23 protein-coding genes and 1 pseudogene are annotated in these 21,544 nt (G+C 53.8%); 13 read left to right on the top strand and 11 right to left on the bottom strand.

The annotated features are described in order from the left end of the window. Positions 1-53: 53 nt before the first annotated feature. The 6 genes and pseudogenes from ACUTQ5_RS09210 to ACUTQ5_RS09185 all read right to left on the bottom strand — a co-directional run bounded on the left by ACUTQ5_RS09210 (position 54) and on the right by ACUTQ5_RS09185 (position 5,458). On the bottom strand, positions 54-173 hold the full coding sequence (locus ACUTQ5_RS09210) for a DUF4260 family protein (protein WP_445651001.1): 120 nt from the start codon (positions 171-173) through the stop codon (positions 54-56). 519 nt (positions 174-692) lie between these two features. Next, complete coding sequence (locus ACUTQ5_RS09205) at positions 693-1,181, bottom strand: hypothetical protein (RefSeq protein ID WP_445651000.1); 489 nt, start codon at positions 1,179-1,181, stop codon at positions 693-695. A gap of 288 nt (positions 1,182-1,469) precedes the next feature. After that, positions 1,470-1,680: pseudogene (locus tag ACUTQ5_RS09200) on the bottom strand (integrase core domain-containing protein); the annotation flags it as partial. A gap of 418 nt (positions 1,681-2,098) precedes the next feature. Continuing rightward, positions 2,099-4,135: a carboxy terminal-processing peptidase gene (gene prc, locus ACUTQ5_RS09195; protein ID WP_445650999.1), complete on the bottom strand. Its 2,037-nt coding sequence runs from the start codon at positions 4,133-4,135 to the stop codon at positions 2,099-2,101. A 19-nt stretch (positions 4,136-4,154) separates the two neighbouring features. Then, positions 4,155-4,865 (bottom strand): RNA chaperone ProQ, encoded by a 711-nt coding sequence (proQ, locus tag ACUTQ5_RS09190; protein WP_445650998.1) that lies wholly within the window; start codon positions 4,863-4,865, stop codon positions 4,155-4,157. A 95-nt stretch (positions 4,866-4,960) separates the two neighbouring features. Further along, the gene (locus ACUTQ5_RS09185) at positions 4,961-5,458 is read right to left on the bottom strand and encodes a GAF domain-containing protein (protein WP_445650997.1); all 498 of its coding nucleotides are present in this window, start codon (positions 5,456-5,458) and stop codon (positions 4,961-4,963) included. 246 nt (positions 5,459-5,704) lie between these two features. Between ACUTQ5_RS09185 and yebS the strand changes: the two genes are divergently transcribed. From yebS to ACUTQ5_RS09150, 7 genes are all read left to right on the top strand, one after another. Then, entirely contained in the window at positions 5,705-6,952 is a 1,248-nt protein-coding gene (gene yebS / locus ACUTQ5_RS09180) for a membrane integrity lipid transport subunit YebS (protein WP_445651149.1), read from the top strand. Next, positions 6,921-9,551: an MlaD family protein gene (locus tag ACUTQ5_RS09175; protein ID WP_445650996.1), complete on the top strand. Its 2,631-nt coding sequence runs from the start codon at positions 6,921-6,923 to the stop codon at positions 9,549-9,551. The genes yebS and ACUTQ5_RS09175 overlap by 32 nt, the downstream gene beginning before the upstream one ends. Positions 9,552-9,805: 254 nt before the next feature. Beyond that, positions 9,806-11,242: a 16S rRNA (cytosine(1407)-C(5))-methyltransferase RsmF gene (rsmF, locus tag ACUTQ5_RS09170; RefSeq protein ID WP_445650995.1), complete on the top strand. Its 1,437-nt coding sequence runs from the start codon at positions 9,806-9,808 to the stop codon at positions 11,240-11,242. A 277-nt stretch (positions 11,243-11,519) separates the two neighbouring features. After that, entirely contained in the window at positions 11,520-12,059 is a 540-nt protein-coding gene (locus tag ACUTQ5_RS09165) for a Csu type fimbrial protein (RefSeq protein WP_445650994.1), read from the top strand. Between the two features lie 2 nt (positions 12,060-12,061). Then, positions 12,062-12,565 (top strand): Csu type fimbrial protein, encoded by a 504-nt coding sequence (locus ACUTQ5_RS09160; RefSeq protein WP_026142341.1) that lies wholly within the window; start codon positions 12,062-12,064, stop codon positions 12,563-12,565. Positions 12,566-12,570: 5 nt separating this feature from the next. Further along, positions 12,571-13,119 carry a Csu type fimbrial protein gene (locus ACUTQ5_RS09155; RefSeq protein WP_445650993.1) on the top strand — a complete coding sequence of 183 codons (549 nt, stop codon included), beginning with the start codon at positions 12,571-12,573 and terminating at the stop codon, positions 13,117-13,119. 23 nt (positions 13,120-13,142) lie between these two features. Continuing rightward, a complete protein-coding gene (locus ACUTQ5_RS09150; protein ID WP_445650992.1) occupies positions 13,143-13,907 on the top strand; it encodes a fimbrial biogenesis chaperone in 765 nt (254 codons plus the stop codon). A gap of 3 nt (positions 13,908-13,910) precedes the next feature. On the opposite strand, the gene ACUTQ5_RS09145 is transcribed toward ACUTQ5_RS09150, so the two are convergent. Then, complete coding sequence (locus ACUTQ5_RS09145) at positions 13,911-14,057, bottom strand: hypothetical protein (protein ID WP_167796638.1); 147 nt, start codon at positions 14,055-14,057, stop codon at positions 13,911-13,913. On the opposite strand from ACUTQ5_RS09145, the gene ACUTQ5_RS09140 reads away from it, so the two are divergent. The 3 genes from ACUTQ5_RS09140 (at position 14,056) to ACUTQ5_RS09130 (ending at position 17,729) form a co-directional block, all read left to right on the top strand. Next, a complete protein-coding gene (locus ACUTQ5_RS09140; protein ID WP_445650991.1) occupies positions 14,056-16,404 on the top strand; it encodes a fimbria/pilus outer membrane usher protein in 2,349 nt (782 codons plus the stop codon). The two genes, ACUTQ5_RS09145 and ACUTQ5_RS09140, sit on opposite strands and share 2 nt — an antisense overlap. 18 nt (positions 16,405-16,422) lie before the next feature. Next, entirely contained in the window at positions 16,423-17,352 is a 930-nt protein-coding gene (locus ACUTQ5_RS09135; protein WP_445650990.1) for a Csu type fimbrial protein, read from the top strand. Positions 17,353-17,489: 137 nt separating this feature from the next. Further along, on the top strand, positions 17,490-17,729 hold the full coding sequence (locus tag ACUTQ5_RS09130) for a YebV family protein (RefSeq protein WP_445650989.1): 240 nt from the start codon (positions 17,490-17,492) through the stop codon (positions 17,727-17,729). A gap of 54 nt (positions 17,730-17,783) precedes the next feature. Here ACUTQ5_RS09130 and ACUTQ5_RS09125 read toward each other — a convergent pair whose 3' ends face one another. Then, on the bottom strand, positions 17,784-18,386 hold the full coding sequence (locus ACUTQ5_RS09125) for a C39 family peptidase (RefSeq protein ID WP_445650988.1): 603 nt from the start codon (positions 18,384-18,386) through the stop codon (positions 17,784-17,786). A gap of 1 nt (position 18,387) precedes the next feature. After that, the gene (locus ACUTQ5_RS09120) at positions 18,388-18,780 is read right to left on the bottom strand and encodes an ASCH domain-containing protein (protein WP_445650987.1); all 393 of its coding nucleotides are present in this window, start codon (positions 18,778-18,780) and stop codon (positions 18,388-18,390) included. A gap of 328 nt (positions 18,781-19,108) precedes the next feature. Here ACUTQ5_RS09120 and yniD point away from each other — a divergent pair, with 328 nt between their 5' ends. Both yniD and ACUTQ5_RS09110 read left to right on the top strand, forming a co-directional pair. Further along, entirely contained in the window at positions 19,109-19,216 is a 108-nt protein-coding gene (yniD, locus tag ACUTQ5_RS09115) for a small membrane protein YniD (protein WP_445650986.1), read from the top strand. An 18-nt stretch (positions 19,217-19,234) separates the two neighbouring features. Continuing rightward, a complete protein-coding gene (locus ACUTQ5_RS09110; protein WP_445650985.1) occupies positions 19,235-19,372 on the top strand; it encodes a hypothetical protein in 138 nt (45 codons plus the stop codon). A 30-nt stretch (positions 19,373-19,402) separates the two neighbouring features. On the opposite strand, the gene ACUTQ5_RS09105 is transcribed toward ACUTQ5_RS09110, so the two are convergent. Further along, positions 19,403-19,573 carry a hypothetical protein gene (locus ACUTQ5_RS09105; RefSeq protein WP_445651157.1) on the bottom strand — a complete coding sequence of 57 codons (171 nt, stop codon included), beginning with the start codon at positions 19,571-19,573 and terminating at the stop codon, positions 19,403-19,405. 165 nt (positions 19,574-19,738) lie between these two features. Here ACUTQ5_RS09105 and ACUTQ5_RS09100 point away from each other — a divergent pair, with 165 nt between their 5' ends. Then, positions 19,739-19,948: a hypothetical protein gene (locus tag ACUTQ5_RS09100; protein WP_085116409.1), complete on the top strand. Its 210-nt coding sequence runs from the start codon at positions 19,739-19,741 to the stop codon at positions 19,946-19,948. A gap of 150 nt (positions 19,949-20,098) precedes the next feature. On the opposite strand, the gene ACUTQ5_RS09095 is transcribed toward ACUTQ5_RS09100, so the two are convergent. Next, positions 20,099-21,529: a serralysin family metalloprotease gene (locus ACUTQ5_RS09095; RefSeq protein ID WP_445650984.1), complete on the bottom strand. Its 1,431-nt coding sequence runs from the start codon at positions 21,527-21,529 to the stop codon at positions 20,099-20,101. Positions 21,530-21,544 lie beyond the last annotated feature (15 nt).

The raw sequence follows: 21,544 nt of genomic DNA, 5'->3' as shown, positions 1-21,544 counted from the left end.
CTTTTCAAATTGTAAACGATTGTTGCGTAATGCGGTGGTTTTTCTGCGGCAAATCAGCGGTGTTTGTTGTTCAAACGCCCAAGGTGGGTATAGGCAAAACCTTGGGTATATTTCAATCCGTAGCCCAAGGTGCGGTCAAAGCCGATGTGGGCACACCAAATCAGCGCCGTCATCAGCCAGAACGGCTGCGAGAAAAGAAAAAACAGTAACGCGCATCGGGGGAGTTAGCTCGCTCATCAATGTCTCACAAGATGTTTGACGCCTCGATGCGCTTTCAGCGGCCTTAACAAAAAACGCATATAAAGATGTCGTTAAATGGTTACTAGTTTATTGAAATACATGCATTTATTTATCCCAGCATCTATCAATTAACCACACCGACAATTAAAACCCCGTCACAGGTTTTCCTATATGATAGGTATTCATACAGAAACGGGAAGAGGCGTCACTTCACGAAACACAATTTGCGGTGGATGCATTAGTTTGTGATGCGGGTCTTTTGCTTAACTCAGCGCTCACCTCGTATATAGGCCAGTCCGAGTGTCAGTAAATACCCCAATACCAGAGAAGCTACAAAACCTGCAACTTTCATCCATCCGCTATCTGGGATAATGAGGCACAAGAAGGCTAGGATGGATGCCACACCCGTAATGATTGCCGACATAGCATGCAATACCCCCTTACCTAAAATCTTACCAATTTTTTCCAATGACGATTTTATTGAGCTCATTGTCAATTCTCTTGCATTGCGCTGGGGTGCTATTAATATATTTGATATACGGCTCTAAATAATTTTCAACTAAAAAATAGACCATATCTAAGCGTTGGCTTTCAACCTTGTAATATAACATTGGATATTTTGATTTCATTCTTCTTGACGCTCGTCCAGCCTCTTCAATCAGTCCCTGGAGCATAACCATATTGAGTGCTACTGAAGCACCGAAACGAACGAAATTTTTGTAAACCAGCGTTGACGTTGCCTTTCGCAAAATCATGTTACCGGCCATATAGGCAACAGTGAATTGGCCACCAGTACGTCCGACCAAACGCCCCCCGCCATATAGCAATTTATTATTAACGCTGCTTCGTCCTTCATCGGAAAGTTTCTTATAAAAATCAGTCATCACGATTGTAATAAGTTTTCTTAGAGGTTCTTCATTACTACCGAGTGACTTAATCAAACGAAGGAATCTTTCCGTTTCAACCTAGTTTCTGTATTTCAGTTTGTCACCTGACAATCCGCTCCCTTCCCATGTCTTCACTACACCGAGATACATTCCATGTGGTATTGAGGAGATACCATCAGCAATACCTCTTGCAATATGCTTTACGTCCATATATCACATCCGCATAAGTTGAATTTTTCTTAGGTAAAATTCCATTGTTAAGCCGACGCTACCATAACACAGAATCAGAAAAAAAAATCCAACCAGAGAGTGACCTTGGTCCAAATTCAGAGCAAGCCAAAACTAGAGATCTTCGTCTTTATTCAGGATCCTGATAAATCCTGCCGGAGTCATGTTGTTTAGCGATAAATTAGACCTTCCATGGTTGTATTCGCTTCGCCAACTGTCGAGCTTTTTCCTGCGAATCTTCCCGCGAAAGAAACCAATAAATATTGAGACATTCATCCCGCAGGCGACCATTAAATGATTCAATAAAAAGGTTATCTGTCGGTTTGATCTCCGCCCTGAAAACCGTGCCAGTCTAAACTGAAGTATCCGGTCTTTCTTTCATCTCACAGAGAGGCACATCAGCCATGAAAAAGACCCGTTATACCGAAGGGCATATCAACTTGCGGCTTCGGAGAATAAAAGATAAGACAACTACGCTAGTTGATGGCAAGTTCGTCAGAAGAAATCAATTGATAGACAAGCATCAGCGTAGCAGCATCTTCTCTAGTTAAAATGCGTTTACTGTGACGGACATTATGCCAAAGAGCGCGTCGTAGAAATTCATAACCCCATTACTTTGAGGCACGAAACAGTGAGTATGGGTAAATCATGGACATACAAAATAAAAATAAAACAAAATCCATATGTTTATCGAAAAAAACGCACCCGAAGGTGCGCTTTTCATTTACTGGTACTCGGCTGCGTTATTTCGCTGCCGCCGGCTGCGCCTGATCAAGGTGCGCCAGATCCAGTGCGATATGCACTGTTTCGTCCAGATATGGGTCAGGTTCCTGGTAATCCTTCGGCAAGTCTTCCAGGGCCTTCAGCGGCTTTTTACCGGCACGCTGCAGGCGATCATTAACACGTTGCAGACGGGTAGCGTCATCATCGTGGTTCTCTTTCTCGCGCTGAGCCAGGTTGAGTGAGACGATGTTACGTTTGTCCTTCAGCGCCTTGTAATGAGCGATATCCTGCGCGATGTACTGGAACTCAGGATCCTTGGCGATACGCTGCTCATGATCCTTCAGCAGTTCAGGCTCAAACGGCTTCATATCACCGGTTTTGGTGTAGGTCGCCGCATTGATGCTGTCCCACGGCATGGCGTTATCTTCAAACGCTTCACCGGTTTCCGCCGGATCGACGCCGCTTGGCATCAGGATATCCGGGGTAACACCCTTACGTTGGGTACTGCCGCCGTTAACGCGGTAGAACTTCTGAATGGTGTATTGCACCGAACCTAATGCCGGCCATTCCGGACGCAGCATCTGATCGTAAATGCGGTTCAGCGAGCGATACTGTTGCACGGTACCTTTACCGAAGGTCGGTTCACCGACAATCAGCGCGCGACCGTAATCCTGCATTGCCGCGGCAAAGATCTCGGAAGCCGAGGCGCTGAAACGGTCAACCAGTACCACCAGCGGCCCCTTATAATAGGTCACGCCGTCGGTGTCCGCGTCTTCACGCACTTTACCGTTATTGTCACGCACCTGGACTACCGGGCCGCTCGGAATGAACAGACCGGACAGCGATACCGCTTCGGTCAGTGCGCCGCCGCCGTTGGTGCGCAGGTCGATGATCAGGCTCTTGACGTTCTGCTTGGCCATCTTCTGCAACTGAACTTTCACATCATCGGTCAGGCCCACGTAAAAGCCCGGGATATCCATCACCGCGACTTTCTCTTTACCGACGGTCTTGATGGTCATTTTCACCGCGCGGTCTTCCAGACGGATACGCTCACGGGTCAAGGTGACCACTCGGGTTTTGGTACCCTTGCCGGCCGGCAGGATCTCCAGGCGTACCTTGCTGCCCTTCGGCCCTTTAATCAGGGAAACCACGTCGTCCAGACGCCAGCCGATCACATCGACCATAGGTTTGCCCGACTGGCCAACGCCGACAATACGGTCACCCACGGTGATCGCCTTGCTCTTCGCCGCCGGGCCACCCGGTACCATAGAGTTGATCAGGGTGTAATCGTCATCCATCTGCAACACCGCACCGATACCTTCAAGGGACAGGCTCATCTCGGTGTTGAACTGTTCGGTATTACGTGGGGAGAGATAGTTGGTATGCGGGTCGATTTCATGCGCAAAGGCATTCATCGCCAGTTGGAAAACGTCTTCGCTGTTGCTTTGCGTCAGGCGCTTGATGGCAAACTGATAGCGCTTGGCCAGCGTTTCACGAATTTCCTTGTCGGTCTTGCCGGTCAGTTTGAGGTTCAGCTCGTCATATTTGACTTTCGCATTCCACAGGCTGTCCAGTTCGGCCTTGTCTTTCGGCCACGGCGCTTTGCTGCGGTCGAGATCAATAGTGTCGTTGCCGGTGAAGCTCATTGGCTTTTCCAGCAGCGACAATGCATAGGTGTAACGCTCAAAACGGCGTTTCTGCGCCAGATTGTACAGCGCGTATGGCGTATCCAGCTTACCGCTTTTCAGTTCTTCGCCCAGTTGATTACGCTTGCTGGCGAATTGCGCCACGTCGGAGGCCAGCAACACGTTATGGCTGTAGTCCAGCATATTCAGGTAACGATCGAAGATCTTGCCTGAAAAGTCAGCGTCGAGGGTAAACTGACGGTAATGAGAGCGAGTGAAGCGCGAAGTTACGCGCTCACTCACCGTTGCATGTTGCGGCTCCTGCTGCAGCTGAGGCAGTTGATCGATGCGGATGTTGGCTGGTTCCGCTCCGTAACTGACACCCGCCCACAACAGACCCGCGACTGCTGTTAATCTGACAAATTTGTTCATGCCTTGGTTGGCCTCCGTATCAGAACTGCAAGTGTTCTGCGCGCACAATCATCGCCAGACCGGAAGAGAGCTGCACACGTACGCCATCTTTGGCGATTTCAAGCACGGTTGCATCCATCGCACTCTGGCCTGCTCTGACTTTGATTTCCTGGCCAATTTGCAGTTTAGAGATATCCGTGACTGGCACACGACGCTGCTGGCTTTCCTCTTTGACTACACGAGGTTGGCGAGCGGGCTGTGGGCGAGTTTGTGGGCGCGGCTTGCGGTTCTCCGGAGCGGCTCCGCCTTCGCGACGCGCAGCAGGTTTTTTACCAGCTGGACGTGGACGACGAGGTTCCGCAGCGGCTGATTCACCGGCAGCTTCACGTTTTTTGGCGTTTTGCTCGGTACGCTGTGCCTGAACTCGCGCTTTTGCTTCTTCAAGCTGTTGACGGGCATGATCGACATGCTGCTGTTCCAGCTCACCGCACGGGTTGCCGTCCAAATCAACGCGCTGAGCGCCAACTTTGACGCCATACAGGTAACGCCAGCTTGAGGTGTACAGGCGCAGTGCAGAACGCAATTGCGTTTTGCTTAGGTTTTCTTCCCCCTGAACACGCTCGACCAGATCCTGAAAAATACCGATTTTCAACGGGCGAGCTTCGCCCTCGGCGCTAAAGCAGAGCGGAAAACGCTCGGCAAGAAAAGCAATGACTTCTTTACTAGAGTTCAACTTAGGTTGATTTTCCATGAAATTTCCTGATTACAACGGGTTTGCCAACCAGCGCAGGCATGAACAGGCGTCATTATAATGACGCCATCGGTAAATGCCACGTTAACCGTAGATCAACTTGCCGTTACAGTGACATATTTCGCACTATCACACTGTTCCAACTGCGCGCAAAGCCCCGCCACCACTGATTCCAGGCCCCTTTCGTCCTGTTCGTCGAAACGTTGATAAACTGTGCTGTCGATATCGAGAACGCCGATAATCTGACCGCAAACGTTGAGCGGCAGCACAATTTCTGCATTACTGGCTGCGTCACAGGCGATATGACCAGGGAATTCATGAACATCGCCAACGCGCTGCACGCGATTTTCCGCCACTGCGCTGCCACACACACCTTTGCCAACCGGAATACGCACACAGGCTATTTTCCCCTGGAATGGCCCCAGCACCAGTTGAGCGCTGTCCATCAGGTAAAAGCCGACCCAGTTAACGTCGTCAAGGCGCTCGTTGATCAGCGCACTGGCGTTGGACAACGCGGCGATAAAGTGGGTTTCCCCGTCGAGCAGAGCGCCCAAATCACGTTTTAATTCCGCGTAGAATTGTTCTTTTGTCATGTGTTAACCATTAATACAGTGAAGAAGGCCACTAGCCCAAGTCTTAAGCCCTATAAAATAAGCATTAAATGCGTATAGCCACAAGGTTAATCATCTGTTGCTTCACAAAACCCTACCGGGCAAGGTATGTTTGCCGCTCAGAAACCCTGTTTTGCCGCCCGGTGCTTGGCCCTATAAGGCACGGACAGATTTATTTTTCAGCTACGCTAACTGATACGGCGAGCTCTGGGGCAGTTTTTTGTCATGATGAAAATACACGCGATCACCGGCCCGCTATCCAAAGCACGCCATCAGCGCTGTTGCGAATGCGACCTGCTGTTTGTGTTACCGCCACTAAGCAACAAACAGGCGGCCTACTGCCCGCGCTGCGATGCCAAGGTGGTCAGTGGCCGTGACTGGTCGATGACCCGGCTGACCGCCATTGCGGTCACTATGCTGCTGTTGATGCCCTTCGCTTTCAGCCAGCCGCTGATCAGCATCCGCCTGCTGGGGGTGCGCATTGACGCCAGCCTGCTCGAAGGCATCTGGCAGATGAGCCACCAGGGGGATCCTCTCACCGCTAGCATGGTAGCGTTTTGCACTATTGGCGCCCCACTGACGCTGGCGTTGTCGCTGCTGTATCTGCGTTTCGGCCACGCACTGGGCATGAACCTGCGCCCGGTGCTGCTAATGCTCGATCGCTTGAAAGAGTGGGTGATGCTCGATATTTACCTGATCGGCATGGCGGTGGCGACCATCAAAGTGAAAGAATATGCCGATATCCAGGCCGGCAGTGCGCTGATCGCTTACCTAGTGCTCACCCTGCTCAGCATCCTGACGCTGATCCACGTCAACCTGGAGCAGCTATGGGAACGCTATTATCCGCAGGAACAACCGAAAGGCCTGCCAACGGCACTGCATATCTGTCTGTCCTGCCATTTCACCGGCTATCCAAACCAACGTGGGCGTTGTCCGCGCTGCCATATTCCGATGTGTCACCGGCAGCCCTATAGTCTGCAAAAAACCTGGGCGGCACTGATTGCGGCGATGATTTTACTGATCCCCGCCAACCTGATGCCGATCTCCATCATTTATGCCAATGGCGCACGAATGGAAGACACCATCTTCTCCGGAGTGGTTTCGTTGGCAACTTCCGGCAATGTGCCGATCGCCGCCATCGTGTTCATTGCCAGCGTACTGGTGCCCTTTACCAAGGTCATTGTGCTGATCACCTTGCTGCTGAGTATTCATTTCAAGACCTCGCACAGCCTAAGAACGCGTATTCGCCTGCTGCGCCTGGTCACCTGGATCGGCCGTTGGTCAATGCTCGATCTGTTTGTTATTTCGTTAATGATGTCGCTGGTGAATCGCGACCAATTGTTATCTTTTACTATGGGGCCGGCAGCCTTTTATTTTGGGTCTGCGGTTATTTTAACTATTCTTGCCGTAGAGTGGCTGGATAGCCGATTGATTTGGGATGCACATGCAACAGGAAACGCCGAATACACCGACTGAAGCGCGGGTCAAAAACAAGCGCCGTATTTCGCCATTCTGGTTACTGCCGTTTATCGCCCTGCTGATCGCGGGGTGGCTGGTTTATAACAATCTCCAGGAACGCGGTACCACGGTGACCATTGATTTCCAGTCCGCGGCGGGCATTGTCGCCGGGCGTACCCCGGTACGTTATCAAGGGGTGGAAGTGGGCACCGTACAGAGCATCAGCCTGAGCAAAGACCTACGCAGCATTGTGGTCGAAGTCAGCATCAAGAGCGACCTGGAAGACTCCCTGCGCGACGGCACCCAGTTTTGGCTGGTCACGCCCAAGGCCTCGCTGGCAGGCGTGTCTGGCCTGGATGCGCTGGTGGGCGGCAACTATATCGGCATGATGCCGGGCAGCGGGCAGCCGAAGACCCACTTCACCGCACTCGATACCCAACCCAAGTATCGGCTGAACACCGGTGAACTGATGATTCATCTGCACGCTGACGATCTCGGCTCGCTCAACACCGGTTCGCTGGTGTATTACCGCAAGATCCCCGTTGGCAAGGTGTATGACTACACCATCGCCGAAGGCAATAAAGGCGTCACTATCGACGTACTGATTGACCGCCGCTTTGCCAATCTGGTGAAGGGCAGCAGCCGTTTTTGGAACGTCTCGGGCTTCAAGGGTGATTTCAGCCTGGGGGGTGCCTCGGTGCAGATGGAAAGCCTGGCCGCTCTGGTCAACGGCGCCATTGCCTTTGACTCACCGCCTGACGGCCAGCAGGCCAAGGCTGACCAAAGCTATACCCTGTATCCGGATCTTGCACACAGCCAGCGCGGCGTGAACATTACTCTGGACCTGCCGAGCGGCAATAACCTGAGTGAAAACCGCACACCGCTGATTTATCAGGGATTACAGGTGGGTACCCTGACCAAGCTGACCCTGCAACAGGACAGTAAGGTCACCGGTGAACTGACCATCGACCCGTCGGTGGTGGATTTAATGCGCAGCGGCACGAGGATTGTAATGCGCAGCCCACGCCTGAGCCTTAACGACGCCAAATTCAGCCAGTTGCTGACCGGCAATACGCTGGAACTGGTACCGGGCGAGGGCGAACCGCAACAGCATTTCAACGTGCTGGACAGCAGTGAAACCCTGCTGCAACAACCGGGCGTGCTGACCGTAACGCTGAACGCACCGCAAAGCTACGGAATCGACGTTGGCCAACCACTGGTGGTGCATGGCGTTAAGGTCGGTCAGGTGATGAGTCGCGCCCTGACGGACAACGGCGTGGTATTTACGGCTGCCGTCGACGCCCAATATCGCCGCCTGCTGCACAAAGACAGCAAGTTCGTGGTCAACAGCCGCGTCGACGTCAAACTGGGCCTGGACGGCATGGAAGTGCTGGGGGCCAGCGCACAAGAATGGCTGGACGGCGGCGTGCGTATCATCCCCGGCAGCAAGGGCGAGCCTGTCGGGCAGTATCCGCTGTATGGCAATAGTGAAAAGGCCGAGGCCGGTATCATCGGCAACAGCCCTGCGCCAACCCTGACGCTGACCGCCGTCAGCCTGCCGGACGTACAGGCCGGATCGGTAGTGCTGTACCGTAAATTCCAGGTGGGCGAGATTGTTAACGTGCGTCCAAAGGCCAACGAATTTGAAGTTGATGTTTATATCAGCCCGGAATACCGCAAGCTGCTGACCAGTGAAAGCATCTTCTGGGCCGAAGGCGGTGCCAAGGTACAACTGAACGGTAGCGGTCTGACCGTGCAGGCTTCACCACTCAACCGTGCGCTGAAAGGGGCTATCAGTTTCGATAATCTGCAAGGCGTTACGCTGAGCAAAGGTGCCAAACGCCTGCTGTACGCCACAGAAACCGCCGCCCGCGCTGTGGGCAGCCAGATTATCCTGAAGACCTATGACGCCAGCAAGCTGTCGCCAGGCATGCCACTGCGTTACCTCGGCATCGATATCGGCCAGGTAGATTCGCTAAAATTGGCACCAGAGCGTAATGAAGTCCTGGTCAAGGCAGTGCTGTATCCAGAATACGTGCAGACCTTCGCCCGTTTTGGCAGCCGGTTCTCCATAGTATCGCCGGAGATTTCTGCCGCTGGGGTCAGCAATCTCGACACCCTGTTGCAGCCCTACATTAACGTGGAGCCAGGCCGTGGGCGCGAGCTGCGCAGCTTTGAACTGCAAGAGGCTACGATTACCGACTCGCGCTACCAGGACGGCCTGAGCGTGATCCTCGACGCAGCCGAAACCGGCTCGTTGCAAATTGGGACTCCGGTTCTGTTCCGTGGAGTCGAAGTGGGCATCGTGACAGGCTTCTATCTGGGTGCCATGTCCGATCGTATCCACGTCGCGCTGCGCATCAGCAAGAAGTACCAATATCTGGTGCGTAACAACAGCGTGTTCTGGCTGGCCTCCGGCTACAACCTGCAGTTCGGTCTGACCGGTGGGGTAATCAAGAGCGGAACCTTCCAGCAGTTTATTCGCGGTGGCATTGCTTTTGCCACTCCACCGAGTATTCCGTTGGCACCGAAAGCGACGCCACACAAGCACTTTATGCTGAATGCGGAAGAGCCCAAAGACTGGCGTGAATGGGGTACCGCCATCCCTAAAGAGTAAATTCCTCACTCTCTAAGGGGCCCGGCAATGCCGGGCCCCTGCTGTTGATGACAAACACCCGAAAAACGTGGTTTTCGGATGTTTGGGAAAAATCAGAAGACATCATCCTTTGTTTTATTCCCCCCCGGTCAAAGCTTTTAACCGTAAAGGTCTATGTCAGCAATCTGAGGGGCCCGCAATGCTTGGCCCCTACTGTTTCCAGCTTTGTGGTAAACTCTCGCCCTTATTTTGATTGCTGCCAGAGAGCTCACCCCGTGGCCAAACCTACCTGCGTTTTTTTACCGCCCGCCTTTCTCGAAGCGACGCGCGCCATCATGCCCGCCAATCTGTCGATGGACGATTTCATTGCCGCCTGCCAACGCCCACTGCGCCGCAGCCTGCGGGTTAATACCCTGAAGATCAGCGTTGCCGATTTTCAAACGCTGGTGCAGGACTATGACTGGCAGCTGGAGCCCATTCCCTGGTGTGCGGAAGGCTTTTGGATCGAACGCAAGGACGAAGAGCTGCGGCTGGGCAGCGCGGCGGAACACCTGAGCGGCCTGTTTTATATTCAGGAAGCCAGTTCAATGCTGCCGGTCAGTGCGCTGTTCGCCGGCGGCGACGCGCCACGCCGGGTGCTGGACGTTGCCGCAGCACCGGGTTCCAAAACCACCCAGATTGCGGCATTGATGAACAACCGGGGAGGGATTGTCGCCAATGAATACTCCGCCAGTCGGGTCAAGGTGTTGCACGCCAACATCAGCCGCTGCGGCGTGAAGAATGTGGCCCTGACCCACTTTGACGGCCGGGTATTCGGTGCGGCGTTGCCGGAAAGCTTCGACGCCATTTTGCTCGATGCCCCCTGCTCCGGTGAAGGCGTGGTACGTAAAGATCCGGACGCCATGAGCAACTGGTCGCCGACAAGCGTTACCGCCATCGCCGACACCCAGCGTGAACTGATCGACAGTGCCTTCCATGCTCTGGCTCCAGGCGGCGTATTGGTCTACTCCACCTGCACGCTCAATGCACAGGAAAACCAGCAAATCGTCAACGAACTGCTGGCAACCTACGGCGATGCGGTCAGCATTGAACCGCTGGGTGACCTGTTCCCCGGCGCTAAACAGGCGTTAACGGCCGAAGGCTTTTTGCACGTGTTCCCGCAAATCTACGACAGCGAAGGCTTCTTCGTGGCACGCTTGCGCAAGCACCATTCCGTCACCCCACTGGCGAAACCGAACTATAAGCTGGGCAAATTCCCGTTCACCCCGCTATCCGGCAAGGACTCGGCTGAGATAACTCAGGCCGCAGCGGCTTCCGGCCTGGCCTGGGATGAAACCAGCCGTCTGTGGGCTCGTGATAAAGAAATCTGGCTGTTCCCTGCCGAACTGGAAGCGCTGGCTAATAAAATTCGCTTCTCCCGTATCGGGCTGAAACTGGCCGAGCGTTTCACCAAAGGCTACCGCTGGCAGCACGAGGCGGTTATCGCACTGGCAGTCGCCGATGGCAAACAGCGTTTTGAACTGGATGCCACGCTGGCGCAAGAGTGGTTCCACGGCCGGGATTTGTACCCGGAGCCGCCACCGCAAACCGATGAATGTATTGTCACTTACCAGCAACAACCGCTGGGCATCGCCAAACGCATCGGTAACCGGATCAAAAACAACCTGCCGCGCGAATTGGTTCGTGACGGCGCGTTGGATTTCCATCAGTAATCTCCTGTCACTGGCCGGAACATCCCGGCCAGTTAATACCGCTAATAATATTCCGACAGGAGAATATTATTATTCTAATCATTTTCCCCTCAGGGTATTCTCGTCATTTCCATTGAGAAGATAACGACACCTTTCAAAATAAAGAAATTTTTCAGCCTTTCACCAAGACAATTCCGAATTCTTATTCTATTAATTAAACTGTAAATAAATTAATGCGTTTATCCTTTTCTGGATGGCGTCTTTTGGGGCTCATCTTTAACACGGCAAGGAAAAAGACATGAAAAAAATACTGATGGCATTGACCTCGGCAGCCACCTTGCTGTGCGCAAGTGGCGCAGCCAACGCAGCGGGCACTATTCAGGGTAACCTCGGGGTAACCTTAACCATCGGCGCCGGTTGCGTGGTCGGTGGCGGGAACAGTGCGGGGAGCGCCAACGACTTTGGCGCCATTAGCTTCGGTACCTATTCTTCCCTGTCCAACATTATCGACGCCAGCGCAACCGGTTCCGGCGGTGCAGGTACCCTGTCACTGACCTGTACCACAGGTACCGCCTACACCGTGGCATTAAACGACGGTTTGCATGTAGGTGCCGGTAACCAGCGCCAAATGGCCAGTACGGCGGGTGCCTTGATCAAGTACAACCTCTACCAGGATCAGGCCCGCTCTACCGCCTGGGCCAGCGGTGCCAACGCCCTGACCGGCACTGGCACCGGCGCAGCGGTTCCATTGATTGTCTACGGACGTGTCCCGGCAGCGGCCACCACGCCCGACCCTGATACCTACAACGATACGGTGACCATGACGGTAACTTGGTAACAGTGCGGCAGGTTGTTTTGGGCTGTGGATTGCTGGCGTTAAGCCTGGCGGTAAATGCCGATAGCAAAACCGCCACTATTGGCGTCAGCGCCACCTTGTTGAAGGCATGCGAAGCCGGCAGCAGTTCGGGCGGCAATGTCAGCTTTGGCTCACTGGACTTCGGTACGGTCTATTTCCTCACGACCAGTGTCAGCGTGGCTGGCCAGCAAAACGCCGGGGCCATTCGCGTCAAATGCAATAACGGCACCAGCTACAATGTCCTGCTTAACGGTGGCCAAAGCGGCAACACCGCTGCCCGCTATCTGAAAAGTGCCGCTGGCCAGCAAGTGAACTACAACCTGTATACCAACAGTTCGCACAGCATCATCTGGGATAACCTGACCGGGGTGTCGCAAACCGCCAACGGTCAGGATAACTGGTTACCGGTGTACGGCATGATCCCGGTGCAATCCACTCCGCCGATCGGCAGCTACACCGATACCGTGCAGGTCACCATCAATTGGTAATGGCTATGCGTATTTTAAGCGCTGGTTTGCTGCTCTGGATGATAACGCCGCCAGTCATGGGCGACACCGGCGTCAACGATCAGCAAAAGACCCAGGCAATGACCGTCAATGCGACGGTGGTTAAAGGCTGCATCCTGGGTAACAGCAGCAGCGACGTCACCACTTTCGGCAACCTCAGTTTTGGTCAGGTCTCTTCGTTAGCCAGCAACATCAGCATTGTTTCCAGCTACGGGGCCGGTTCCGTGCTATTTCGCTGTAATCCTGGTCTGAGCGTCACGCTGGCGCTTGGTATCGGCAACAACGTTACCGGCTCCATCTCAGCCGGACGCAAATTAAAAAACACCCTGACCCCAGAAACCCTGATGTATCAACTCTATCAGGACAGTAACTATTCCACCATTTGGGGTGATGGTACCAACGGCGGCAGCTCTGAGATTGTTGCTGCGACCGGTAGCACCCAGGAAATAAAAGTTTATGCCCGTTTGTTCTCGACCAGTACCCTGCCCAGCAGTGGCACTTACAGCGATACGGTCTTACTGACGGTCACTTATTAGCATTTTAAAATAAGGATTTAGCCATGCGTATACCCTTCCGACTGCCATTGACGGCAGCGCTGCTGATTGTAGGCCAACAACAGGCGCTTGCCGCCGCCTCGATTCTGATTTGGCCCATTGACCCGGTAATTGAAGATCAACAGCCCGCAACGGCGCTGTGGCTGGAAAACCGCGACACTAAACCCGTCTACATGCAAGTTCGCGTACTCGGCTGGAAACAAACCGCCGGCAAAGATGATTACAGCAACCAGAGCGAAGTGATCGCCAGCCCGCCCGTTGCCTCTATTGCCCCAGGCAAACGCCAATTGATTCGGCTGGTTAAGCAAACCCCGCCGCCTGCCGGCCAGGAACATGCCTACCGTATTCTGATTGATGAAGTCCCGGTGAAAGATCCAGGTAACCCATCCGCACCAGATGGCGCACAAATGGGATTGAAATTCCAGATGCGCTATTCGGTACCGCTGTTTGTCAGCGGCAAGGGTGTCTGGACCAAGCAGGATTCAGAGAAGCCGCGCGATTATGCCACCGCCAGCCAACCGCAACTCAGCTATCGGCTGTTGCAGCAAAGCAGCCAGCGCTGGCTGGAGGTACGTAACCAAGGCACGGTACACGCGCGCATATCCAAAGTATCGATGCAGGGGAAAACTCTCAATGTCGGCCTGATGGGTTACGTGTTGCCCGGTTCGCAGATGCGTTTTGCCGTACCGGCCTCTGGCAGCTTCAGCAGCGGTCAACTGCGAGCCACGGTCAACGACAATAAACAGCCAATAGCCCTGCCTGCTTACTGAGTGTCAGGTGCAAACCAGGATACCGTCACCCAGGCGTAACGGGTTCGGGCTCAAACCGTTAGCCTTCGCCGTACTCTGCGCAGTGGCCACGCCGTGGTCACCGTACGCCTGCGCCGATGATTTACCGCCCCCACCTAGCGCCATCAGCATGCCGGATACCACCTTGTATCTGGAGCCGGTGGTTAATGGTCGCCAGACCGGAAAAGTGGTACCGGTCAACTACCGAGGCGGCCACTATTACCTTACGCCGCAGCAATTGCTCGATGCCGGCCTGCCGGTGGTGGATAAACAGGCGAAAGAAATTGCGGTCGACCAATTGGAAAAAGTTGACGTCACCTACAGCGGCGACACCCAGCAGTTGATGATCAACGTCCCCAACGACTGGTTACCCAATCAGAAATTCAACGCTCAAAACCCGCTGGATCGTCTGCCGGCACAAAGCAGCCTCGGTCTGCTGTTCAATTATGATATTTATGCCAGCCAAAGCAGCGCCAACGGCCAGCCAGGCTATCTTTCTGCCTGGAGTGAGCAGCGGCTGTTCGACGGCTTTGGGGTGGTGTCCAACACCGGTATTTTCCGCGGCAGCTTTAACAACGGTGCCAACAACAGTGACCCGGGCAACCGCTATATCCGCTACGACAGCCAGTGGCGCTATAACGATGATGAACGCCTGCTCAGCTATACCGCCGGCGATCTCGCCACCGGCGCCCTGACCTGGGGCAGCTCGGTGCGCATCGGTGGCGTCCAGTTGGCACGTAACTTTGCCTCGCGCCCGGATCTTATCACCTATCCGCTACCGCAGTTTTCCGGCCAGGCGGCGCTGCCCAGCAGCGTCGATCTGTATATCAACAGCTATAAAAACAGCAGCACCAGCGTTAACCCCGGCCCTTTCACACTCAATACCGTGCCCTACATTAACGGCGCCGGACAGGCCACGGTGGTGACTACCGACGCGTTGGGCCGCCAGGTCAGCACCGTGGTGCCGTTTTATGTTGCCAGTAATCTGTTGCAGGCCGGCATGAGCGATTTCAGCCTTTCCAGTGGGGCATTACGGCGAAACTATGGTATTAATTCAGCCGATTATGGGCAGTGGGTGGCCAGTGGCAGTGGGCGTTACGGTGTCACTGACTGGTTAACCCTGGAAGGCCGAGCCGAAGGAGCCGCAGAGTTGGCAGTAGGCGGCGCAGGTGCCAATATTCGTGTTGGCCAGTGGGGCGTATTCAATGCTTCTTACAGCTACAGTCAGGCCGGCGACAATGCTTTTAACGATTATCAACCTTCGCAACAACGCAACGACTACGATCCGCTGACGGGTCAACCCATCCCTCAACCCGACACGCAGCCGGTCTATCAATACAGCACCAACCATGGCGATCAGAGCAGCATCGGTTACACCTACAGCAATCGCTATTACAGCCTGAATGCCCAGCGCATTCTGCGCAGTGCGGGCTTTGGCGATATTTCGGTGTATAAAAGCGACTATCGCCTGAGCCGCCGTACCGATCAACTGACCGGCAGTATTGGTCTGAACCGATTTGGTAGCATCGGTGCCGGCTATTTCGATGTACGCGATGCCATTGGCCTGCGCACTCGACTGGTTAACTTCTCTTACAGCATTTCACTGTGGCGCAATACCAGCCTGTATGCGTCAGTAAACCGTGAAATCGGCAGCAGCGGCTACAGCGCCCAACTGCAACTGTCTATCCCTTTTGACAGTTGGGGTACCGCCAGCGTCAGCGCCTCACGTGACAATGAAAACCGCTGGAGCCAGCGCGTCAGCTACAGCCGCGCCGCACCGACCGACGGCGGTTTGGGCTGGAACCTGGCCTATGCCGACGGGCAAAGCAGCGAAAGCTATACCCAGGCCGATATCACCTGGCGCACCCACCTGCTCGAAGCCCGCGGCGGGATGTATGGCAACAACGATGATTACACCCGTTGGGGCGAAGTGAGTGGTTCGCTGGTGGCGATGCAAGGCGATCTGTACGCCACCAACACCATCAACGATGCCTTTGCTCTGATCTCTACCGACGGCTACCCGGACATTCCGGTGCGCTATGAAAATCAGTTAATCGGCGTGACCAACGCCAAAGGCTATCTGCTGGTGCCGACCGTCACCTCCTATTACCACGCCAAATTCCAAATCGATCCGCTCAATCTGCCGGCAGACGTGGCGGTTCCCAGCGTGGAAAAAACCGTGGCAATTCGCGATCACAGCGGTTTCCTGGTCGATTTTCCCGTCCAGCAGATCTCCGCCGCCGACGTCAAATTGGTGGATGCGCAGGGGAAACCGCTGGCCAACGGCAGCGAAGTCGCAGTTATCGGTAGCAAGCAGCAAAGCTATGTCGGCTGGGATGGCATGGTCTATGTGGACCCGGTGCAACGGCAAAACCGTCTGAGCGTCATTCCGGCCGACGGCAGCGCCCCCTGCCAGGCGCAATTTGGCCTGACCAAAACCCAGGGGATCCAAAGCATCGGCCCCATTGTCTGCCAGTAATTCATGATGGAGAAAAATATGATTAGTGGATCCAAAGCGTTATTACTGGCGCTGCTGCTCATCGGCCAACAAGCGCTGGCCGACTGCGTTACCACCAACGGCAGCGTCACCTTGCCAGGCAGCAGTACTTTTGCGGTTTATAATGGCTCGCTCAGCGCACAGGGCACTGCCGGACTCAACTGCAGCGGTCTTGGCCTGTCATTGCTGACGCAAAATACCGTGACGGTAAAAATAAACTCCACCACACACAATATGGCGCTGGCAAATACCGACGGTTCCGGCGATACCATTCCCTACCTGATTTACCCCGATGCGAATTACCAATATCCCTATAGCGTCGGGCAAACCATCGATTACAGTTCGTTGAACCTGCTGACGCTGATCCTTATCTCCCCAAACGTCAACTTTCCGCTGTATATCAAGACCACCGCCGGGGCCAACGTCCGTTCCGGCACCTATACCGATACCGTCAATCTGGTATGGAACTACCATATTTGCGGCCTGGGTCTAATTGGGTTGTGTATTTGGTGGGATGGCACCAATAAACCCAGTACCGTAACAATTAGCCTGACGCTCACCAAAGACTGTCTGTTTGGCACCGCGCAAAACGTCAACTTTGGCAGCATGGCGCTGGTCGGGCAGTATAACCCGGTGAACCAGAGCATCACCCTCACCTGCACCAAAACTGAGGGCTACAACACTTACTTTACCGACGGCAATAACCCGGTGACCGGCTGGCGACGCATGAAAAGCGGCACCAGCAACTATATGCAGTACCAAATTTACCTGCCCAACAGCACCACGGTATGGAACAGCACCAACAAACAAGCCGGGGCGGGTACCGGGCTTGCACAAAGCATTCCTTACCTGGCGCGAATCAACCCGGCGCAAACCGAAGTCCCGGTAGGTACCTATCAGGACAACATCAGTTTTGTGGTGGAGTATTAAGCGCAGCCGCTAGCCACGGCTCGCCAATGTTGCCAGTTTGTATTTTTTATGTGGCATTTTTTGCTCATTTGACTATGCTGATGATGACGGCCTCAACTGGTCACACCTCATACCAGAAGATCATGCAAGGAGTTCCAATGGGCAAAACCGTGGTAAAAATAGGCAGTTTCGAGGTTGATGATGCGCATTTGTCCTCCTCGCCCGAGCAGGACAGCACGCTAGCGATCCCTTGCAAGTCAGATCCCGATCTGTGCATGCAGCTGGACGGTTGGGATGAGCACACCAGCATCCCGGCCATACTCGATGGCAAACAGTCGCTGCTGTATAAGCAACATTACGATCGGCAAAGCGATGCCTGGGTGATGCGTTTAGAATGAAAGATGAAAAACTGAAGAACGCGCTGTGCCCCCTCAGGAACACGGCGCGTTTTTTTATGTGATAGCAATACCACGGCCGGCGAAGAAACGACCAAAGCTGCTCAGCGGCAAAGTCACCTGTTGGCGTGTACCCGGGCTGTCACCGGAAGGATTGTGGAAGGTCACACCATCCCCCTCAGCCGCGGTGACCAACACCAGATGGCCGCCCCGTTGCGGTGGCGTCTGCTCGGGCCGGCGAATGCCGGGATGTACCGAGGCGATAAAATAACGCCGCTGTGCCAGTAACTGCGGCAACGTTGCTACTTCGATACCGACCCGTACCTCGGCCTCCAGCAAAAACTGCTCACGCACATAGTCGACAAATGGGGCGTAGATCAGCCCTTTGATACGCTCACCTTCACGCACGTAAGCGCCGTACGGCAGACTGCGGCGTGCCAGTTCAAGCAGCGACGGCGCATCTCCGTCTCGATGGGTCAGCACCATTTTCAGGCAGGCCATACCACAGACGTGATTGGCCCACTCGATATATTCCGCCCGATCGCGTGCGCCACTGAGCGCCCAGTTGGCATCGTCCGCCAACGTCGCTCGACCAGCAATCAACGCAGTCGCCAGTTCGGGCGTCGCCCATTGACAGACGTAAGGGACAGGGGAGGTCAAATCAGAAAGTCTCTACCACTTTGAAATTCATCAGCACCAGCGTCATATCCGGTGAGAACAGCTCATATTCTTCGAAGAAGCTCTGCAGTTCTTTGCGCCAGTAGGCCAGGGAACGATCACCCTCACCTTCAGCAAAAGCATGGGCTTCATCGACCTGATCGTAGGTTTTCATTTCTACCGACGTCAGCTCTACCGCACACACCGGGTTGCCTTTACCATCAACCACCACAAACACATCACCGGCCAGCGGGATGCCTTCACCGTCAAGATTGGCACAGGTGGCCGTTTTGGTACCGTTGAGGATCAACTTGACTACCTCATCGGCCTGTTGCTCGGTGTTGCCAAACGCCCAACGTTCGGTATTTTCGTATTTCTTCGGAATTTCGTTCGCCATTGCCATACCTTATTGAATGAATCATTGTGCAGACAGAATAGTACAACGTATTCCCCGCTGCCTGCACCTGCCGAATTCACCCTCAATCTTCTATTCCAACAGCTTTACAGGCTATTTACGGTAAATTCCTGTGCCTATGTCGGGACAACAGGCATACTGTGAACGCAATTCACTCCATGGCTATCAGCCAGGCGGCAAAATGAAGCATGACGACCAAAATTCCGATGACACTTTCAGCGCCTTGTTAAAGGTGCTGGCAGTGGTGGTGATTGCTATCTTTATTATTGCCGTCTGGTATTTCAGCTGATCGGCAAAACAGGAGGTCACATTGGCAATCAAACGCATGCGTACCAAGCACTGGAAAATGTTTTTGATACTGTTGCTGATCTGTCTCGCCCTGCTGTTATTGCGCTGGGCGGCGATAGTCTTTGGCTAATGGCAGGCAGCAAAACAGATGGCAAAACGAAACGGCAACGGGGTACAGATCGCCTTACTGCTACTGGCGCTGGTTTTTTTGGTCTGCGGTATATTGATGCTCACCACTGAGTTGGGTCATCAGGTACTCGAAGAGATCGAAGATATTCTCGAGTAATGTCAGTCCGGCCGGACACTGACTCCCCCCTTATCCCCGTTCCCGCTCTGCGGGTTGTTTGGTTTCCGGCTCCAGCAGCTCACGCAAATAGGCAATCCGCGCCTCCCCTTGCGGCAACCACAGACGACACAGCCAATGTGGCACTTCTGCCGGCTGGCTACGGCGATGGTACTTAGCCAGTTGTTCAATCAGTTTCATCATTCACCCTCCACAGTTTCGACACTGTCAGTATTGTGTGAAAAAACCAGAAGAAATACTGATGGGTTGTTTTTTATGCTTCCTGTTTTAATATTGTGCGATCGGTGCGGTGGCGAACACCTGGCTCAACTGCTACATTGACCAAAAATCAGCCAGCCGAGGTAAGCGATGATGTTCTCGGAGCAGGAGATAAAACCGGTGTGGGATGAAGTGGCACGCTTGATTGGCGACAGCGTGATGCAGTTACGCCATCGTGGCGAGGTTTTATCGGTAGAAACGTTAGCAAAACACCTGGCCCAGCAACTGGCCGACTGTCACGATATTGAACGCCGGATCCTGATTGGTGCCGCGATCAACATGCTGAAAGATGGAAAATGAATCGCCAACCGAAAAGGTTGGCGATTCTGCAGAAGCCCGAGGTATGCAAGCCCGGCCTTCTGTGCGCAATTATGTCAGGCTAACATGACGGAATTAATAGGAATTGTCGGGTTTTTCCTCATAATACCGATTTTTTATTGCCATCTGACCTCAGGCCAGCACGAAATCACTGGTTCCCAGCGGCTGCCCCACCACTTTTACCAGAAAATCGCTAGCGTCAAACCCGCCGCCCATATTGATGGCTAAATCGCTGACGTGCGCCTGCGCGTCGTAGCTCAGCATTGCCTCACCAGCCTTGCCGCTGAACTGACTGACAAATTCGATACCATTATTGCTGCCGGTGTTAAACAGCGACAGATCAATTTTATCCTCACCACTGACAAAATCGACGATCCAGTCCGGCGCATCAACGCGTGACTCGTTGGCAGCGAAATAAACGAAAGTATCTTTGCCCCCATTACCAAACAGATGATCCGACTCGCCACCACCGTACAGAATGTCGTCCCCGGCACCGCCCAGCAAAATGTTATTGGTGTGATTACCGATCAGCACATCGTTTCCGGCACCGCCAAAAGCGTTTTCGATAGTCACGCCGGCAGCAATAGAAACGTTCCCCTTCAGCCCCCCCACGTCGGAGAAAGATTGCTCGTTAAGGTTAATACGCTGATTTTGGCTAAAGCCGGAGAAATCGAAGGTATCGGTGCCACCGGCATCCCAGGCGCTAAACACGATTTTATCCTTAGCGCCTGTGGCAGTGAGGAAATCGCGATCGGTGTTGGAGTTAAAACCGTAGGTCGTATCCCCGCTGCGGGTGGTCATGTTGGCACCATAGAAATGCTGGATGGCGGTAATGTCATTTAACAAGGGTGCGGAAGAGTATGCGCCCTGGAAATCCTGGCCCGTGCTGCTTTCGCTGAAATAGCTCATCACGCTGTGGGCGCGACTGTCTTCAAAGTAGGTCGCGTCCTTGTTGTAAGTGATACTCACCCCTGGAGCGGCATTGTAATCCCCAGGGTGCTGCACCCCCAGCGCGTGGCCAATTTCATGGGTTAACGTCTGACGGCCATATTCATTTTCGTTAATCAGGTTATTGGCGAATACATTATTTTTGGCGTTATACCAAGTCTGCCCCGCCACCGAGGCAGAAGTATCCGGATTATAAGCGAAAGCATAAGAATCGCGCGAGCTAACATCGAACAGGCCAAATTTAATATTGGCGCTTTGGGTATCGCTGGTTTCGGTAAAGGTGATATTGGCAACATCTGACCAGGATTGCAGTGAGAGTTTCGCCTGCTCGCGCTGCTGCTGATTAAAGCTTCTGAACCCACTAATCGCCATGCTCGACATATTGCCCGGTGCCTGTTCCCAAAAGCTGTAACTCAGGTTAACCGCGGTGTCGGTCACGCCTTTGTCGTGCCAGCTCCGGTCACCGCGGATCAGTTCCAGCCCGGCATTCTCAAAACTTTTTGAGGGATGAATCACCTTCAGCAACGGATCGCTATCGGGTTTATAAGCGCCCTGCAGGACCAAGACGCTGATAGCTTCAGCGGAGGCGTTAGCCGATTGATTATTTGATGACATACCTGTATCTCCATA

This window comes from Serratia sp. NA_112.1 (assembly GCF_052691715.1).
Note: the sequence above shows the minus strand (reverse complement) of the source record. Positions and strands in the feature narration are given on the sequence as shown.

Coding starts and splice junctions, on each gene's coding strand:
- ACUTQ5_RS09210 (WP_445651001.1), bottom strand. CDS start 173: ATGACGGCGCTGATTTGGTGTGCCCACATCGGCTTTGACCGCACCTTG.
- prc (WP_445650999.1), bottom strand. CDS start 4,135: ATGAACAAATTTGTCAGATTAACAGCAGTCGCGGGTCTGTTGTGGGCG.
- proQ (WP_445650998.1), bottom strand. CDS start 4,865: ATGGAAAATCAACCTAAGTTGAACTCTAGTAAAGAAGTCATTGCTTTT.
- ACUTQ5_RS09185 (WP_445650997.1), bottom strand. CDS start 5,458: ATGACAAAAGAACAATTCTACGCGGAATTAAAACGTGATTTGGGCGCT.
- yebS (WP_445651149.1), top strand. CDS start 5,705: ATGAAAATACACGCGATCACCGGCCCGCTATCCAAAGCACGCCATCAG.
- ACUTQ5_RS09175 (WP_445650996.1), top strand. CDS start 6,921: ATGCAACAGGAAACGCCGAATACACCGACTGAAGCGCGGGTCAAAAAC.
- ACUTQ5_RS09165 (WP_445650994.1), top strand. CDS start 11,520: ATGAAAAAAATACTGATGGCATTGACCTCGGCAGCCACCTTGCTGTGC.
- ACUTQ5_RS09155 (WP_445650993.1), top strand. CDS start 12,571: ATGCGTATTTTAAGCGCTGGTTTGCTGCTCTGGATGATAACGCCGCCA.
- ACUTQ5_RS09150 (WP_445650992.1), top strand. CDS start 13,143: ATGCGTATACCCTTCCGACTGCCATTGACGGCAGCGCTGCTGATTGTA.
- ACUTQ5_RS09140 (WP_445650991.1), top strand. CDS start 14,056: ATGCCGGATACCACCTTGTATCTGGAGCCGGTGGTTAATGGTCGCCAG.
- ACUTQ5_RS09145 (WP_167796638.1), bottom strand. CDS start 14,057: ATGCTGATGGCGCTAGGTGGGGGCGGTAAATCATCGGCGCAGGCGTAC.
- ACUTQ5_RS09135 (WP_445650990.1), top strand. CDS start 16,423: ATGATTAGTGGATCCAAAGCGTTATTACTGGCGCTGCTGCTCATCGGC.
- ACUTQ5_RS09130 (WP_445650989.1), top strand. CDS start 17,490: ATGGGCAAAACCGTGGTAAAAATAGGCAGTTTCGAGGTTGATGATGCG.
- ACUTQ5_RS09120 (WP_445650987.1), bottom strand. CDS start 18,780: ATGGCGAACGAAATTCCGAAGAAATACGAAAATACCGAACGTTGGGCG.
- ACUTQ5_RS09110 (WP_445650985.1), top strand. CDS start 19,235: ATGGCAAAACGAAACGGCAACGGGGTACAGATCGCCTTACTGCTACTG.
- ACUTQ5_RS09105 (WP_445651157.1), bottom strand. CDS start 19,573: ATGATGAAACTGATTGAACAACTGGCTAAGTACCATCGCCGTAGCCAG.
- ACUTQ5_RS09100 (WP_085116409.1), top strand. CDS start 19,739: ATGATGTTCTCGGAGCAGGAGATAAAACCGGTGTGGGATGAAGTGGCA.
- ACUTQ5_RS09095 (WP_445650984.1), bottom strand. CDS start 21,529: ATGTCATCAAATAATCAATCGGCTAACGCCTCCGCTGAAGCTATCAGC.